At 60.1% G+C, this 17,494-nt stretch carries 8 protein-coding genes; 3 read left to right on the forward strand and 5 right to left on the reverse strand.

All coding sequences use genetic code 11. The features are described 5' to 3' along the window. The first annotated feature begins 10 nt into the window (after positions 1-10). Positions 11-784, forward strand: coding sequence for a uroporphyrinogen-III C-methyltransferase (gene cobA, locus V6L79_RS24480; protein WP_321834655.1), 774 nt, complete (start codon positions 11-13; stop codon positions 782-784). Between the two features lie 52 nt (positions 785-836). Here cobA and garD read toward each other — a convergent pair whose 3' ends face one another. From garD to V6L79_RS24500, 4 genes are all read right to left on the reverse strand, one after another. Then, positions 837-2,390, reverse strand: coding sequence for a galactarate dehydratase (gene garD, locus V6L79_RS24485; protein WP_321834656.1), 1,554 nt, complete (start codon positions 2,388-2,390; stop codon positions 837-839). 11 nt (positions 2,391-2,401) lie between these two features. Next, a complete protein-coding gene (locus V6L79_RS24490; protein WP_261739805.1) occupies positions 2,402-3,757 on the reverse strand; it encodes an MFS transporter in 1,356 nt (451 codons plus the stop codon). Between the two features lie 164 nt (positions 3,758-3,921). Further along, entirely contained in the window at positions 3,922-4,833 is a 912-nt protein-coding gene (gene kdgD, locus V6L79_RS24495) for a 5-dehydro-4-deoxyglucarate dehydratase (RefSeq protein ID WP_261739806.1), read from the reverse strand. A gap of 379 nt (positions 4,834-5,212) precedes the next feature. Further along, a complete protein-coding gene (locus V6L79_RS24500) occupies positions 5,213-5,962 on the reverse strand; it encodes a FadR/GntR family transcriptional regulator (RefSeq protein ID WP_261739807.1) in 750 nt (249 codons plus the stop codon). A 391-nt stretch (positions 5,963-6,353) separates the two neighbouring features. On the opposite strand from V6L79_RS24500, the gene V6L79_RS24505 reads away from it, so the two are divergent. Continuing rightward, positions 6,354-9,449 carry a S8 family serine peptidase gene (locus V6L79_RS24505; RefSeq protein WP_338579628.1) on the forward strand — a complete coding sequence of 1,032 codons (3,096 nt, stop codon included), beginning with the start codon at positions 6,354-6,356 and terminating at the stop codon, positions 9,447-9,449. Here the strand turns inward: V6L79_RS24505 and V6L79_RS24510 are convergent. Further along, complete coding sequence (locus tag V6L79_RS24510) at positions 9,423-14,084, reverse strand: AAA domain-containing protein (protein ID WP_338579629.1); 4,662 nt, start codon at positions 14,082-14,084, stop codon at positions 9,423-9,425. The two genes, V6L79_RS24505 and V6L79_RS24510, sit on opposite strands and share 27 nt — an antisense overlap. 242 nt (positions 14,085-14,326) lie before the next feature. On the opposite strand from V6L79_RS24510, the gene V6L79_RS24515 reads away from it, so the two are divergent. Continuing rightward, positions 14,327-17,296: an autotransporter domain-containing protein gene (locus V6L79_RS24515; RefSeq protein WP_338579630.1), complete on the forward strand. Its 2,970-nt coding sequence runs from the start codon at positions 14,327-14,329 to the stop codon at positions 17,294-17,296. The last annotated feature ends 198 nt before the right edge of the window (positions 17,297-17,494 follow it).

Genomic DNA, 17,494 nt, shown 5'->3' on the forward strand with positions numbered 1-17,494 from the left:
GGAAAACACTATGAGTGCAAAAGTCTGGCTGGTGGGTGCTGGCCCGGGTGACCCGGAACTGCTGACGCTCAAGGCCGTGCGCGCCCTGCGCGAAGCGGATGTGGTGATGATCGACGATCTGGTCAATGACGCAGTGCTGGAGCATTGCCCCGCTGCCCGGGTAATTTCGGTGGGCAAGCGCGGCGGCTGTCGCTCGACTCCGCAGGCGTTTATTCATCGCCTGATGCTGCGTTATGCCCGTCACGGCAAATGCGTGGTGCGGCTCAAGGGCGGCGACCCGTGCATCTTCGGCCGGGGCGGTGAAGAAGCGCAGTGGTTACGCGAGCACGGGGTTGAGGTGGAACTGGTCAATGGCATTACTGCCGGGCTGGCCGGGGCGACGCAATGCGCTATCCCGCTGACCCTGCGCGGCGTCGCCCGGGGCGTGACGCTGGTGACGGCGCACACTCAGGATGACAGCCAGGTAAATTGGCCGGCACTGGCGCAAAGCGGCACCACGTTGGTGGTGTATATGGGTGTGGCGAAGCTGAGTGAGATCCGCGAGCAATTGCTGGCCGGGGGCATGGCGGCGGATATGCCGGTGGCCATGATCGAAAATGCCTCCCTGCCCCACCAGCGCGAATGCCGCAGCCAACTGAGCGCGATGGAACACGATGCCGAAGCCTTCCAACTGAAAAGCCCGGCGATTTTGGTGATTGGCCGGGTGGCGGCCCATGCGCAGCAGAACCTGGAAGAGCAGAGCCAACGTGGGAGCGAGCCGGCTCGCGAAAGTCGTTACCAATAGCGCGACGCTCTTGAGACCTTCGCGAGCCGGCTCGCTCTCACAATATGGCCGATCAGGTAATCGGCGCCGGGTTGAACAGGGTGATGTCGTTGTGCAGTTTGTGCTGCTCGGCCCAGGTGTGTTTTTTGCCGCTGGCCACATCCAGGTAGTAGTGGAACAGTTCCCAGCCCAGGTCTTCGATGGTCGCCCGCCCGGTGGCGATGCGCCCGGCATCGATATCGATCAGGTCCGGCCAGCGCTGGGCCAGTTCGGTACGGGTCGAGACTTTCACCACTGGGGCCATCGCCAAGCCATACGGCGTACCGCGCCCAGTGGTGAACACGTGCAGGTTCATCCCGGCGGCCAGTTGCAAAGTGCCGCAGACGAAGTCACTGGCGGGCGTCGCACAAAAAATCAGGCCTTTGCGCTTGAAGCGTTCACCAGGGCCAAGCACGCCATTGATCGCGCTGCTGCCGGATTTGACGATGGAACCCAGGGATTTCTCGACGATATTCGACAACCCGCCCTTCTTGTTCCCCGGCGTGGTGTTGGCGCTACGGTCCGCTTCGCCTTTGGCCAGATAGCGGTCGTACCAGTCCATTTCGCGCACCAGTTCTTGAGCAACGGCTTCGCTCTCGGCACGGGAGGTCAGCAAGTAAATCGCATCGCGCACTTCAGTCACTTCGGAAAACATCACCGTTGCTCCCGCGCGCAGCAGCAAGTCCGAAGCGTAACCCAAGGCCGGGTTGGCGGTGATCCCGGAAAACGCATCACTGCCGCCGCATTGCATGCCCAGGATCAGCTCGGACGCAGGCACGGTTTCGCGGCGGCGCTGATCGAGCTTCTTCAGGCGAATTTCAGCCAGTGCCATGATCTGCTCGATCATCTCGGTAAAGCCGTGGCTGGAGTCCTGCAAGCGGTACATCCACGGTTCGCTCAGATCCACCGAGCTGTCGTTCTCGTGCATCACTTGCCCGGCCTGCAATTTTTCGCAGCCCAAACCAACCACCAGTGCCTCGCCCCCCAGGTTCGGGTTGCGCGCCAGATTGCGCACGGTGCGGATCGGGATGTAAGCATCGGTGGCGCTGATCGCCACGCCGCAGCCGTAGCTGTGAGTCAGTGCCACCACATCATCAACATGCGGGTAACGGGGCAGCAGTTCATCCTTGATCCGTTTGACCGCATGGTCCAGCACCCCGGTCACGCACTGCACCGTGGTGGTGATGCCCAGGATGTTGCGCGTACCCACGGTGCCGTCGGCGTTGCGGTAACCCTCGAAGGTATAACCCTCAAGCGGCGCCTGCGCTGGCGGAACTTCGGTGGCCAGCGGCAGGCTGTCCAGCGGCGGGGCGGTGGGCATGCGCAGTTGGTCTTCGTTGACCCAACTGCCCCGTGGAATGGCTTGCAAGGCATACCCGATGGTCTGGCCGTAGCGAATCACTTCGCCCCCCTCAGCAATATCCTCCAGGGTGACTTTATGGCTCTGCGGCACGAAGTCCAGGGTCACCAGACCGTCCGCAAAGACAGTACCGGCCGGCACACCTTGATCGTTAACCACCACCGCAACGTTATCCAGCGGGTGCAAGCGGATCGAGCGCGGCGAATCGGAATGTTCAATCAACGTCATGGCACCGCTCCTCAAAGATGGGCAGGTGAAAGTTCAACGGTTTCAGGACCGCTGGTGGGTGGCTCTTTGAGTACCACTCGCTTGATCGGTCCTACGATCACCAGATAGCTGAATACCGCTACCAGTGCATTGCAGCCGACAAACACCAGCGCCCACTTGAACGAACCGGTGGAGCTGATGATGTACCCGATGACGATGGGGGTAGTGATCGAAGCGATGTTGCCGAAGGTATTGAACAGGCCACCGCTCAGCCCGGCGATCTGCTTGGGCGACGTGTCGGACACAACGGCCCAGCCCAGTGCACCCACCCCTTTACCGAAGAATGCCAGGGCCATAAAGCCAACCACCATCCATTCAACATCCACATAGTTGCACGCCACGATACTGCTCGATACCAGCAGGCCAACGATGATCGGCGCCTTGCGCGCGAACGTCAGGGAATGGCCTTTACGCAGCAGGTAATCGGAAATCACCCCGCCCAGCACCCCGCCGATAAACCCGCAGATGGCGGGCAACGAAGCGATAAAACCGGCCTTGAGGATGGTCATGCCGCGTTCCTGCACCAGGTACACCGGAAACCAGGTCAGGAAAAAGTAGGTAATGCCGTTGATGCAGTACTGGCCCAAATAAACGCCGAGCATCATGCGATTGGTCAACAGTTGGCGTATGTAATCCCACTTAGGGCCATCAGCCTTTTTACCTTTCTGGTCCATGTCGACCATGCCGCCGTTTTCAGCGATGTACTTGAACTCGGCTTCGTTAATGCTCGGGTGTTCGCGAGGGCTGTAGATAACTTTTAGCCAGATGCCCGAAAACACCACGCCGAACAGGCCCATAACAATGAACACATGTTCCCAGCCGTAGGAATAGACGATCCAGCCCATCAATGGCGCGAACAGTACCGTGGCGAAGTACTGCGCCGAGTTGAAAATGGCCGATGCAGTGCCACGCTCTGCCGTCGGAAACCAGGCGGCTACGATGCGGGCATTACCGGGAAAGGACGGAGCCTCGGCCAGACCCACCAGAAAGCGCAGCATAAACAGCGCAACCACGGCTGTAGACATGCCGAAGTCGCCGACAAAGCCTTGCAACACGGTGAACAATGACCAGGTAAAGATACTCAGGGCGTAAACTTTTTTCGAACCGAAACGGTCGAGCAGCCAGCCACCGGGGATTTGTCCGGCCACATAGGCCCAGCCAAATGCAGAGAAGATATAACCCAAGGTAACAGCGTCGATGCCGAGGTCTTTTTGCAGGCTGGAGCCTGCGATGGCGATGGTGGCACGGTCGGCATAGTTGATCGTGGTCACCAGAAAAAGCATGAGCAAAATCAAATAGCGGACGCGCGTAGGCTGGGTCGCTTGCATGTCGTACTACTCCCACTGATTATTTTTATGCGCGGGTGAATATTTTTAGGTGTGGCGGACTTACGGGTGACGCTGTGTGTGATTCCTTGGGAGAATTTTTACAGCCGCCGAGCATATTCCCTTACGCAAAAGGCCGCTGATTTCTCAGCGGCCTTGGTGCTTACTTACTGCGGGCCTTGCTTGTCGATCAAAGCGGCCAGTGCTTCGTATTCTTCTGGCAACAGATCGGTCAACGGAGTGCGTACCGGGCCTGCGCTGTGACCGGAAATGGTCGCCCCGGCCTTGACGATACTTACCGCGTAACCGGCTTTGCGGTTGCGGATGTCCAGGTACGGCAGGAAGAAGTCATCAATGATCTTGCCCACGGTGGCGTGATCTTCGCGGGCCACGGCCTGGTAAAAATCCATCGCCGTTTTCGGGATGAAGTTGAACACTGCCGAAGAATAAACCGGCACGCCCAGCGCCTTGTAGGCGGCGGCGTAGACTTCTGCGGTCGGCAAGCCGCCCAGGTAGCTGAACCGATCACCAAGGCGGCGACGGATCGACACCATCAACTCGATGTCACCCAGGCCATCCTTGTAACCAATCAGGTTCGGACAGCGCTCGGCCAGACGTTCCAGCAGTGGTGCGGTCAAACGGCAGACGTTGCGGTTGTAGACGATCACGCCAATTTTCACCGACTTGCACACGGCCTCAACGTGGGCGGCAACGCCGTCCTGGCTGGCTTCGGTCAGGTAGTGAGGCAGCAGCAGCAAACCTTTGGCACCCAGACGCTCGGCTTCTTGAGCGTATTCGATGGCCTGGCGAGTCGAACCGCCGACACCGGCGAGGATCGGCACGCTGTTAACGCAGGTATCGACCGCGGTTTTAATCACTTGCGAATATTCGCTGGCCGCCAGGGAGAAGAACTCACCAGTGCCGCCAGCGGCGAACAGGGCCGAGGCGCCGTACGGGGCCAGCCATTCCAGCCGCTTGATGTAGCCCTCACGGTGGAAATCACCTTGAGCATTGAAGTCGGTTATCGGGAAGGACAACAGACCGGAAGAGAGGATGGACTTCAGTTCTTGTGGATTCATTATTCGAACACCCTGGGAGCACGTTGTGATGAAAAGTAAGTTAATGCCTCTTTGCGTCGTACGTCATCGTACAACTTAAAAAAGTAACGTCAATCTCATTTCTTCAATCGGTGCTTGCCAGGGGACAAATTCCACTCAGCAAAAACCATAAAAACCGTCTAGGACGGGCTTTATGGTGTTAAGCCAGATAAGAATTTAATTTTAGAATAGAGATAGGTTGTCTGAGAACCGTACAAAACTGTAGCCGCTGACGAGGAACGAAGGCTGCGATACTTCAAGCGTGGGAGCGAGCCTGCTCGCGAAGAACATTCGCGAGCAGGCTCGCTCCCACTGGGGGGCTTGACCTGGAACAGAGAATCAACACCGGTCCGTCAGTGCCCTACCCGCGCTGCGCCTCGGCTTCTTCATGGGCATGGCGCAGGCGTTCGCGGCTGTTAGTCAGGTGCAGGCGCATGGCCGCACGAGCCGCCTCGGAATCCTGGCGGGCAATGGCCTGGTAGATTTCTTCGTGCTCGCGGTTCAGTCGGTTCATGTATTGCTGCTGGTCATCATGGGCCAGGCGCGCCGAATTCAGCCGGGTACGCGGAATGATGCTGGTGCCCAGGTGGGTCATGATGTCTGTGAAGTAACGGTTGCCAGTCGACAGCGCGATTTGCAAATGGAACTGAAAATCCGAAGCCACGGCATCACCGTTACGGGCCGTGTTTTCGTTCAGGGCATCCAGCGCCGCCCGCATTGCAGCCAATTGCTCGGCACTGCGGCGTTGAGCGGCCAACCCGGCAGACTCCACTTCAAGGCTGATACGCAGTTCCAGAATCGCCAGTACATCGCGCAAAGTAATGACGGTTGCCGGATCGATCCGAAAACCGCTTGGGCTCGGCGTGTCCAGCACAAAAGTACCGATGCCGTGCCGGGTCTCGACCTGCCCTGCCGCCTGCAACCGGGAAATCGCTTCGCGCACCACCGTGCGGCTAACGCCGTGGGCCTCCATGATCGCTGACTCGGTAGGCAGCTTGTCGCCACGCTTGAGCATGCCGTCGCGGATCTGCTCGGACAGCACCGTCACCAACTCTTGCGCCAGGCTGCGGCGCTTGCGAGGGAGGCGGGGTACGTCGTTCTGGTTTTCCATGGTGAACATTTTTCTCGAAATCAAAAGGATCGGGGACTTTGATCATTAAAGCAGCTGAACCATCGCCTTGGCGGATCTGGACACTGTGTTGTCCCGCCCCCGTATAGGCGCATCATAGCTTAAGCCGGTTGTACGATCACCTGCTGCGGGTTCACTACAGACGCTGCTCAACAAATTGCATTTGCCTACATCCTAAGCGGAGCCCTCTCGCACATAACCCCGCCACGTCTGATTCGCAGCCTGTGGGTAATTGCCCACGCTTCACAGCTCATTTCAGACAAAGAACTTTCAAGCATGCTCAACTCAAAAAAACGCGACAGGCAGCTCGCTTCCTGCACTTTCCATCCCTCATTACGCGTATCCCCCCCTGACCCTGAGCCTGCTTGCAGGTATGTGGACGATCCCCACTCAAGCATTGGCGTATAGCGAACAGGGACGCTTGCACGACGCCGCCAGCTGGCACAGCGCGGAGTTCAAACTGGATTGGGGGTTGGCCGCAATTGGCGCGGATGTGGCCTATGCCCGCGGGCTGAGTGGCAACGGTGTACGCCTGAGCCTTGGCGATACCGGTGTTGATTTACGTCACAGTGAATTCGCTGCAAAAGATAATCGCCCTGTGCGCATCGCGGACTTCGGATGCGAGAAAGAAATGCTGCCTACAAAGGGCAATCGGGGCTGCTTCTTCTCCGAGGGTGATCGCGCGAACATCGAGTACAACGACTTACCGCCAGAAACCTTGGCCCGACTGGAACAATTGATCGCCAACCGCGAACTGTCCAGAGACGAGCTTGATGAGTACAAAGCCATGCTGGGCGCAGCATACGAACCCCATGGCACTCACGTAGCGGGAACGATGCTCGCCAACCGTGATGGCAAAGGCATGCACGGCGTGGCCTATGCGGCCAATCTGAGCTCGATACGCTTGTTCGGTAACGTCTATAACGATGCTCCCGAATCACAGGGGCAAGACAAGACCGTCATGCCTGCCCTCGAGGCCTATCTGCCGGCGTATGAGCAACTGCGTGCACAGAACGTGCGAGCCATCAATCACAGCTGGGGTATCCCCGAGGACTTGTCCACCGTTGAACAACTGGATGCAGCCCTGCAAAAGCATCGCTCGGGCCTGATCGATGTGTTTGCCAAAATGTCCCAAGACAGCGGTTTACTACAGGTGTGGGCGGCCGGCAATTCCGAGAACAACCCTACCCCCGAACTGTCCCCTTTCGCGGATACGCTGGCCTCCTTGCCCCGCGCCATGCCAGAGCTTGAGCCGTACTGGTTGAGCGTGGTCAATGTGAATAAAAATCTGCTGCTGAACTCGGATTCGTTTCGCTGCGGCTACAGCATGAATTGGTGCGTGGCCGCTCCGGGAACCGTAATCACCTCCTCCGTCGTCGATGGTGAGATCGACGTTAAAAAACGCTATGCCGAGGATGGCGAAGTCAACGGCGTTGATGTCATCGCCGACCGTCCCCGCTTTGGCTATGCAACCTATACCGGCACGTCAATGGCCGCCCCCCATGTAACCGGTGCGCTGGCGCTTTTGATGGAACGTTTCCCGTATCTGAGCAACCCGCAAGTACGCGATGTACTGCTGACCACGACCCAAGACCTGGGTGCACCCGGCGTGGATGACGTGTACGGCTGGGGCCTGATCGACCTGAAAAAAGCCATCGACGGGCCAGGCCAGCTGCGTGTCGATACCACCGTGGCAATGGACCGCCGCGCCGGTGGCGCCGTGATCTGGCAAGGCGGCGCCTGGGATGACTGGCGTAACGACATAAGTGGCCCTGGGCGCTTGGGCAAGACCGGTGATGGCTGGCTGCGGCTCAGTGGCAACAACAGTTTTGCCGGTGTGACCCTCAGCGGCGGCATCCTCGAACTCGATGGCAATAACCGCTTGGCCAGCGACATCAACGTTGCAGGCGGATTGCTACGCCTTAACGGCACCTTGCAGGGCACTGAGCTCAATGTGAACGGCGGCATCGCTCATATCAACGGCCAACAAACCGGCGCCATTACCCGAGTAGGTGCAGGCGGTTGGCTCAGTGGCGACGGCACACTGGCTGACACCCAAGTACTGGGCACCATTGCCCCCGGCAGCGAACACCGGCCATTGACGGTCAACGGTAATTATCTACAGGGCGCAGGTTCGGCTTTGATCGCCACTGCGGGGCAACTTGGCGCTGTACCGGCGCTGCAGGTCACAGGCCTGGCCGAACTGGAAGCGAGCACGCTGCGTTTGGCCCGCAATCCCGGTGTATTTGCGCTTGGTAAGCACTACCGCGTGTTGCAGGCCGATGCGGGAATCAAGGGCCATTTCACCTCGTTTGATCACCGGGCGTTCTCGCCATTTTTAAGCTTCACCCAGACCCAGGACACACACTCCATCGGGGTTGATGTCGCCCGTGGGTTGCCGCTGCTCTCGGCCGCCAGCACCGCCAACCAGCGCGCCACGGCCAGCGCTGCCGACAACCTGGCCATGTCCGAGCCGCTGGCCCAGCGCCTGACCTCGCTGTTCCCTGACGAGGCGAGACACGCACTGGGCCAGCTCAGCGGCGAACTGCACGCCAGCACCCAATCAATACTGCTCGAAAACACTCAGGTGCTGCGTAACGCCGCGCTGGTTCGTGCGCGTGAGGTCCTCGACAGCCCCTCCCGTCAGGGCGTCTGGGTGCAGTCGCTTCTGCAAGGCGGGCGCCTGAACGGTGACGGCAATGCTGCGTCTGCCAGTCACAAACTCAGCGGCATACTGGTCGGTGCTGACCATGACTTCGCACAGGGCACTAGCGCCGGGCTGCTGCTTTCCAGCGGTCAAACCCGCGTAAAAACCGCAGGTGGCGACCGGGCCACCCTCGACGGTTACCAATTCGGCCTGCATGCGGGGCACGCCTGGGATACCTTCGGGCTTTACGGCGGGCTCGCCTATGGCCACAACAGGATACAAACCAAGCGCCACATCAATATTGCCGGGATCGATGAAAACCTTTCCGCCAACTACCGCAGCCGGACCCAACAGGTATTTGTTGAAGGCAACTATCGTTTGAGTCAGGGCGCGTGGGACTGGCAACCCTTTGTGCAACTGGCCAGCGTGCGCAGCCAGACTGACGGGTTCAGCGAACGCGGCGCCAAGAGTGCCCTGAGCGGACGCGCTGCCAGCAGCGCGGTTAACCTGACCACCGGCGGCGTGCGCTTCAAGGTCGATTTGCACAAAACCTCAGCCGGGCCTTCCTGGCTCAGCCTCAACGGCAGCGCGGCCTATACCCGCGCCAGCGGCGACCTGAGCCCAACCACCGATGTCGCCTGGCAAGGCGCAAGCAGCATGCGCGTCGCAGGAGCGCCGCTGAACAGCACGGCGCTGCAACTGAACCTTGGCGCTGTTGCACGGCTCACCCACAGCAGCGCCTTGAGCATGAACCTGAGTGATCAGCGCGGTGAACGCGCGCGCGAGCGCAGCGTGTCAGCGCAGTATCAGTTCGAGTTCTGAAGACTGACCTTCCTCAACATCGCTCACGGCAAACGTGTCGTCAGGGACCCAGAACAAAAACGGGTCCTTGGCCGGACGGTTGTCATAGGGCCGCACACGGCCCTCCTCATCCACGGCACCGGCGCGTCGAAAGCCATATACCTGGCGCCGCTCGACATGAATGCTCGGTGCCGCACCTTCGCCACTGGCAGGTTCAATGTTCATTGCCTTCAAAGTCGCCAACAAATCATCAATGATCTGCTGTCGATTGAGAGTGAACGCCGAGGCAAAGCAGCGCCAGAAGCGCCAACCGGCACGTTCCAGAATACGTTGGCGGCGCATGTCGCTGTCCCAGCGGTCCGGCCCGTGGAAACGGTCGCCGTCACACTCGATTGCCAAGCGACTGTCGTTGTCACCTTCAACCACCATATCGATGCGATAGGCCCCTACACCGACCTGCGGGATCACCCGATAGCCGCGCCGGGTCAGTTCATCGTACATGTCGCGTTCAAAGCCCGACTCGCATAACTCGCGCAAATCGCTGACCTGCGCTGCATCCTGAGTAAAGGGCGTTTCAAAGTGCTCGATCAAGCCACGGCGCAAACCATCGACCGCACTGAGGTCGGTCAGTTCGACGCTGCGCACCAGGTACATGCGATCCCGCGCCCGGGATGCGGCCACGTTGAAGCGCTGGGCTATCGAGTCGCGGCTGTTGGCAAAACAATCACCGGGGCTGGCGACCATCGACAGGAACATGATGTCCCGCTCCTTGCCCTGGAACGTGCGCGCATCACCACAGCTGATCTGGAATTGGGTGATCACCTCTTCGCCCAGCTCTTTAGTCAGCATTTGCATGACTTTTTGCGCCTGCTCCGCCCCCAGCAGCGAAACCACACCGATGCTGCGCCCGGCAATCTGCGGCAGGGCGATCAGGCGACGGATTTCCTCGACAATCACATTGGCTTCGCCGAGGTTGAACTTGCCCTTTTTCTCCCCGTCCATCACCAGCAGATCCACCAGCGGCGGGTCCAGGCGCTCGGTCATCATCGGCAGGCGCAGCGGCTTGAGTTCGTGGTTATAGAACTCGCGTTTGGAGTACTCGATGATCGGCGCCACACAGCGGAAATGCTCGCGCAACATGGTGCCGCTCTTGGCAAACACTACTTTGAACAGGTCATACAGCGAGCGCTCAGGAGACATCAATGGCCGATACAGCCCCACCTGATTACCCAGATAGCGCGCCATCATGTTCTGTACGCGCTCTTCTTCCATGCCGATACCGTCCGGCGAAACCTGTTTGTCATCGCCCACCACCAGCACTTTTTTCGCGCGCAGCAAGGCAGGCAAGGCGCTCAGATCGGACTGTGACGCTTCGTCGATGATCACCAGGTCAAAGGCCCCGTACTGGGCCGGCAGGCTCTCGCAGATACGGTAATGCGGCATGATCCAGCACGGGATCGCCGAAATCGCCACATCGGCGGCCAGTCGCGCATCCTGTCGATAACGCCCGGCACGCACGCCGGTGCCCTTGCCGATCTTGCGGATCGCGGTGCGATACAGCTCAAGGGCCGCCCTGACACTTGGCGTGGCGTTTTCCGAAAGGCGCAGCCAGGTTCGCTTGACCACCGCATCCTGATAAAGGCGCGACAGACTCAGTTCCAGCTCACCGCGCAATGTGAACAAACGCTTGAGATCTTCACGCCCGTCGATGCTGTCCAGGTAGCGTGCCAGACGGCTCAGACGCCACACGTCCAGACAGTTGTCCGCCAGCAGGCCATCCACCGGGCCGGTGCTCGGCTCGTCGCGTAAACGTGCAGCCCAGAGTAAGCCGCCACTCTGCGCGATCACCTCTGTCACCCGCTGCACCGTGGCCAGCGCACTCGTCAGCGCCAACACCCGGCGCAACTCGTCCATCAGCTCGGACCACTGCGCCTGAACCTCGGCGGTGGTCACCTGCGGCTGGCCCAGACTCAAATCCAGAAACCCTTGCAGGCGTTCGCTCACCGCGCCGCCACAACCGGCCAACGCCTTGTTGAAGGCTTCCTTGAGCGCCCAGGTGGCCGCCAATCGGTGGCGTATCAGGTAATGGCGCAAAATGCCCTCACCCTTGCCCATCACCGCCTCGTCACTGCGCAACTGAGCGACTTCAGCCCAGTCCGGGAGCAGGTGTTTGAGTTCGGTTTGAGCGCGGACTTCGCCCTGTTCGGCGCGGATGATATCGCCGTATTGTTCAATCGCCCTGGCCGCCGCCAGCAGTTGCTCGGCGTCGGTTTCAAGGGTCGGCAACGGCATCTCGGCGGCCAGTGCATTCCAGCGCAACAACAGGGTGCGGCCCAGTTGCTGAAAGCGCACAAACGCCTGCACGTGGGCCCAGTCCTGATCACTTTGCGGCTTGCTGCCCAGCACCACAATGTTGTCCAGCAACTGCTTCTGGCTGCCCTTGCCGATCAGGCCGGACAAGCCGAACGGGCGCCGCCCCTGGGCCAGGTTATCGATGGCGGCGACCACCTCGGGCTGTGCCTGCAGCTCGAAGGCCAAACTCACCGGCCGGGCGACAAACGCCTTGCGACCGGCCAGTGCCTCTTCGATTTCGCCCTTGAGGCTGTCGAAAAGCGCCAGCACATCGGCATTGGGGTTACGCATCAAATAGGCCTGCATGGCCGGCACCCAGCTGTGCTCCGCGCTTTTGAGCTGCGTACGCAGTGCCTGCAATTGCCCCAGGTGCTCGACCAGCGTCTGCGCCTGCTCAAGGGTCTGCGCGCTGGCGTCGAGCAACCGCGGTACCTCGCCGGTGCTTTCCTTGTGCTGCAACTGGCTTTCCTGAGCCAGATCCTGATGGACCTGAATCAGCGTCTGCGCATCCGGGAAGTCGTCCAGTTGCGGGACTTTCAGGCCCAGATAAGACAGCGAGTCCTTGAGCTCAAGCCGTGCCTCGCGCAAGGCAATAATGTCTTGCAGGGTGAAGCGTGGGCGGTGCTCCTCGCCAATACCGATCTGATCGGCAAAGCCGTTGATTTCATCTTGCGCCGCGGCGACCTGCAATGCGGCATGGGTGGGGCTGAGGCGTTCACCGTCGATTTCCAGGTCCGACAGGTTACGCTCGGCCCACTGCGTGATTTCACGGTCGGCGCTGGCCATCTGACCGTGGAGCGTATTGATTTCGTCGTCGATCTGGCCGATTTCGCGCTTGTACAGCGCCCGATCAATGCGCTGGACCTCAGATGAAATCTTTTGAATGGCAAATTCGAACTGCTTCATGCCGTCCGCTTCGCTACTCAGCAGGCTGATCGCCAGCGGGCGGATGTCTTCCGGGAGTTTTTCCTGCAACACAGCCAGCGCCGGGTCTTTCATCGACGTCACCAGCACCCGCTTGCCATTGGCCAGGTAATGGCTGATGACGTTGGCAATGGTGTGGGTCTTGCCGGTGCCGGGCGGGCCCTGCACCACCACGCCATCGTGCACTTCCAGCAGTTGGATGATTTGCACCTGCTCGTCGTTGTAGGGCTTGGGGAAATACAGTTCGTGGACTTTAGCCGCTGGCGCATCACCGCCTTGGGAGCCACTGACGTAGGACAAACCGCGAAACGGTGGCAGAACTACGTCTTCCAACACGCTGGAAGGCTCGGTCAAGATCGCCTGCAAGGCTGGCGGAAAATCGCCGATTGCCTCTATCTCGCCTTCAAAACGGGCCAGGTCTTCAATAAACATGTTGCTGTCGCGAACACGGGCAAACAGGCACCAGGTATCTGTCACGCACAGGTGCTCACCAGCCTTGGGCACGCTGCGATCGCCTTCGGCAACCGTCACCGGCACAAACTGCCCCTGGGCATCGAGCAATGACGATGCCGAGCGAATCACCGGCTCATGACTGCCCGGATTGAACGGGCTGATCCCGCTCTGGTCCTTGTTGAAAAAATCCTTGGCCAGCGTCGCCAATGGCCCGACACCGGCAATATCTGCCGCGACATAAGCATCCACTTCCAACCGCGGCTCAGCGGCACGCGGACGTACTTCCAGCGCCATGGTGTCCGGGTTGATGGCGATCTCGACCAACTGGCTAATCAACGGGTAATGGATGACACCGACCACGGGATGTTCCCACGTCGAAACCCCTAGCCCCCAGACCAGTTCCAGCTGCGCATCCCCCAGATTGCCCTGCATCTGCTGCACCAGCAGAAACAGCTCGGCATACAGCTCGATACTTTTGCGCCGCTGCTTTTCCTGTACCGCCCACAGGCGCCAGGCAGTCTGGCTGTAGGACTTGAACTGGGCCTTGATCTCGCCTGCATCCAGGCAGTCTTCCAGATTCACCCACTCATCGACCGGGGCGTCTTCGCTGACATTGATCCCCGCCAGGGTCAGGCGCGCAAGCTCGGCCTCGGACAGTACGCCGCTGTTGATCAGCGCTTCACGCGCTACCCGCAGTTTTAGCGCCGGCTCGGTTTGCGGGGCGCCTTTAAGCTCGATCCACAGCGCCAGCAGCGGGCTCAATGGCGCGGGCGGACGGGTCTCGTGCAAACGCTCAAGCCGCAGCCAGATTTCATCATCGTCGCCTTCCAGTACATCCAGGCCGACACCTGGCAATGCGCGCAGCTTTTCTTCGCTGGCGCTGAATGCGTTGTGCTGGCTGACGGTCAACGCGGGCCGCTTTTGCATGAGTGCCGTCTGTTTTACAAATTCAATCAGACCAGCGAGACGTGCGCGTAATGTATCCATGTTTGAGCTGAACCACTTTGATAAGGGGGCGCATCGAGAAAGCCTGAAGGCGCCGGAAGAAAGCGAAAAATCCTACAATGGCCGACACAATACAGAGGTTCAGGTGGTATTCAGATACATCATTCTGTAAAAACTTCTCGCTATAAAAGACGGCCCGGATATTCCCGATAAGGTCGCTACCCATGCCCCCCTCTCCCCAACGTCTCGCACTTGCCATCGCGCTTTTAAGCTCAAGCGGGTTTACCCCGTTGGCACTCGCCAGTGACACCATTTTGAGCGCTCCCAGCACCAGCGCCCTCAACCTGGGCGCCAGCGACTCGTTGACCGTGACCCCAGCCGGGAGCCTGACCACTGCCAAAGTGGCTGTCACGCTCAAGGGCAGTACCAGCGGTACAGGCGTGGTGATCGACAACGCGGGCAGCCTGATATCGACGGGTGGGCGCGCTATCGACAGCAGTGGCAGCGCAACTGGCGAGCGTAACTACAGCATTCTTAACCGCAGCGGCGCGACGATCCAGGGCAGCAACGATGCCCTGCGCATCGACACCCACTTCAGCAGTGGCAGTGTGCTGATCGACAACAGCGGCACCATTCGCTCAACCGACAGCGGCCAGGCCATCGACCTCGACGCGGTGCGCAACGATGACGTCAACATCTCCCTGATCAACCGTGCAGGCGGGTTGATTCGCGGCGAGTTCAGCGACGGCATGAAAACCGGCTCCAACGCCACGATTGTCAACTACGGCGAGATCTCATCGGGCGATGCACTGAGCGACGACAACAAGTTCGACGGCATCGACATCGACTCGGCCACCGGCGTGACGGTGACCAACTACGGCACCGTTACGGGCGGGCGCCACGGGATCACCACCGATCTGGGTGCAACGCTGATCAACCATGGCGAAGTGACCGGGCGTAACGGCTCGGGCTTCGGCTCGGACGGTGATGGCACTGTAATCAACTACGGCACCATCACCGGTGCCTACTCCGGGCTCAAGCCTAACGGTGATGGCGACGGAGTGGATATCGACCTTATCGCCCACATCGAAAACTACGGCGTGATTCAGGGCACCGGCGCGGGCGGTGTCGATAAAAACGGCTTTGCCAACGGCAGCGAAGGTATCGCGCTGGGCGGTGGTTATATCTACAACGCTCAAGGCGCGTTGGTCAGCGGCGCCAACAATGCAGTGCTGGTGGATGATGGCAGCGATGGCTCAGGGCTCGCCGCCACCACCTTGATCAACCACGGCACGATCAAGGGGCTGGACGGTTTTGGCGTGAAGTTTGTGGGCGAGTTCGATGATGTGGTGATCAACAATGGCCTGATCAGTGGCAGCAATGGCCAGGCGCTGGATCTGGGCGGCGGCAATGACCAGCTGACGCTGGGTAGCGCCAGCCGCTTCGACGGTTTGGTCGATGGCGGCAGCGGTTTTGATCAGGTCACGCTCGATGACCCGGCCGGTGGCAGTTTCGGCAATAGCCAGAACTTTGAATGGCTGGACGTGAGGTCCGGTAGCTGGACACTTACCAGCCAGAACGATTTCAGTGACGGCGGCGTGATTTTCAGCGGCGCCCGCCTGATCAATCAGGGCACCATCAGCGGTGCCCTGATCGTCGACGAAGGTGGCGTGTATGCCGGTGGCGGCAGTGTTGCCAACCTGCTGGTCAACGGCACGTTGCAAGCTAACCCACAGTTGGGAGGTCCAAGTATCATCCATGACCTGACCCTGACCAGCGACGCGACCCTGGCTTATGGAGTCAATGCCGATGGCAGCAGTGCGCCGGTAAAGGTCGGTGGCACTGCCTGGCTCAACGGCGCAACGCTGGCGATCAATGCCGGTAGCGGCAACTACCCGTGGCTCAGCCAGTACACGGTGCTCAACGCAGGGGGCGTCGACGGCACCTTCGCCAAGGTCACCAGCGACTACGCCTTCCTCACCCCGACCCTCAGCTACAGCCCCACCAGCGTCGAGCTGACCTATGCGCGTAATGACGTGGCTTTTGCCAATTACGCCAGCAGCGCCAACGGCAGGAGTGCCGCCATCGGCCTCAGCCAGCTCAAGGCCGGGAATGCGCTGTATAACGCCTTGCTCAACACCAGCACGCAAACGGCGGGAGCGGCCATCGAACAACTGGCGGGTAGCAGCACTGCAAGCCTGAGCAGCGCAACGTTGGGCGCCACCTCACAAGTGGGCAGCAGCATGTTGACGGCCATGCAGTCCTTGGGCGCAGCCGGTGGATTGCAGGTTGCCAGTGCTGCCAGCGACACCCCGGCCCTGGCCGCCACTGGCGTACCTGCGGGTGTGCGCAACCTCAATGACCCGAATGCCCAGGGTCGTCTCTGGCTTCAGGGCCTGGGCAGCTATGGCCGCCTGGACGGGACACATGGCAACAGCGATCTGACCCAACGCACCAAAGGCGGACTGCTCGGTGCCGACTGGGCGCTGACACCCGACTGGCGCATGGGCGTGCTCGGCGGCTACTCAAAAACCGACGTGAACAGCACCGGCATGGATGGCACCGTCAACAGCTGGCATGCGGGTGCCTATGCGATCCGCCAGAGCGGCGCGTTGGCCCTGCGTCTGGGCGCGGCCTATAGCGGCCATAACGGTGACAGCAAACGCAGCGTTGTGTTTAACGGCTTCAGCGATCAGCCCAAGGGCGATTACCAGGCCAGCAGCCAGCAAGCCTTTGCCGAACTGGGCTACGCCTTGGGCAGCGGGCGCCTGAGTGCCGAACCGTTTGCCAATCTTGGTTATCAGCGTTACCAGCGTGATCGCTACACCGAAAAAGGCGGTGCTGCCGCGTTGCAGGTCGATCAGCAAACACAGGACAACTTCAACAGCACCCTGGGGGTGCGTCTGGCGCATCTGAGCCAACTGGAAAACGGCATGAGCGTCACTCCACGCCTGAGCGCAGGCTGGAAGCACACCTATGGCGATGTCAGCAGCACAACCAGCCAGGCCTTTGTGCTCGGTGGTTCTGCCTTCAATGTCGAAGGCAGCGCGCTGGACCGCAACAGCCTGGTATTGGAGGCAGGGCTGGATATTGGCGTATCGGCCCGTCAAACACTGGGCGTGGGGTATACCGGCGATATCGGCAGCAACAGCCGCAATCACGGGCTGATGGGGCAATGGCAAATGAGTTTTTGATAACGTAGCCGCTCGGCGGCGAAGCCGTCGTAAACCTTGAGAGCCGGTTTTAACTGGCACACCGCAGCATCTGATTTCACGACGGCTTCGCCGCCGAACGCAGCCTTCGTTCCTCGGCAGCTGCTACAGGGGTTGCGTTTCACACACAAAAAAAAGGCCCTCCCCGAAACCGGGGAGGGCCTTTTGCTTAACGCCGGG

This window comes from Pseudomonas sp. ML2-2023-6 (genome assembly GCF_037055265.1).
Lineage (GTDB): Bacteria > Pseudomonadota > Gammaproteobacteria > Pseudomonadales > Pseudomonadaceae > Aquipseudomonas > Aquipseudomonas kulmbachensis.

What these genes read in the sequence shown, in the direction of transcription:
- V6L79_RS24515 (WP_338579630.1), top strand. Translation starts at nt 14,327, where the DNA reads ATGCCCCCCTCTCCCCAACGTCTCGCACTTGCCATCGCGCTTTTAAGC.
- V6L79_RS24505 (WP_338579628.1), top strand. Translation starts at nt 6,354, where the DNA reads ATGTGGACGATCCCCACTCAAGCATTGGCGTATAGCGAACAGGGACGC.
- V6L79_RS24490 (WP_261739805.1), bottom strand. Translation starts at nt 3,757, where the DNA reads ATGCAAGCGACCCAGCCTACGCGCGTCCGCTATTTGATTTTGCTCATG.
- V6L79_RS24510 (WP_338579629.1), bottom strand. Translation starts at nt 14,084, where the DNA reads ATGCAAAAGCGGCCCGCGTTGACCGTCAGCCAGCACAACGCATTCAGC.
- V6L79_RS24500 (WP_261739807.1), bottom strand. Translation starts at nt 5,962, where the DNA reads ATGGAAAACCAGAACGACGTACCCCGCCTCCCTCGCAAGCGCCGCAGC.
- kdgD (WP_261739806.1), bottom strand. Translation starts at nt 4,833, where the DNA reads ATGAATCCACAAGAACTGAAGTCCATCCTCTCTTCCGGTCTGTTGTCC.
- cobA (WP_321834655.1), top strand. Translation starts at nt 11, where the DNA reads ATGAGTGCAAAAGTCTGGCTGGTGGGTGCTGGCCCGGGTGACCCGGAA.
- garD (WP_321834656.1), bottom strand. Translation starts at nt 2,390, where the DNA reads ATGACGTTGATTGAACATTCCGATTCGCCGCGCTCGATCCGCTTGCAC.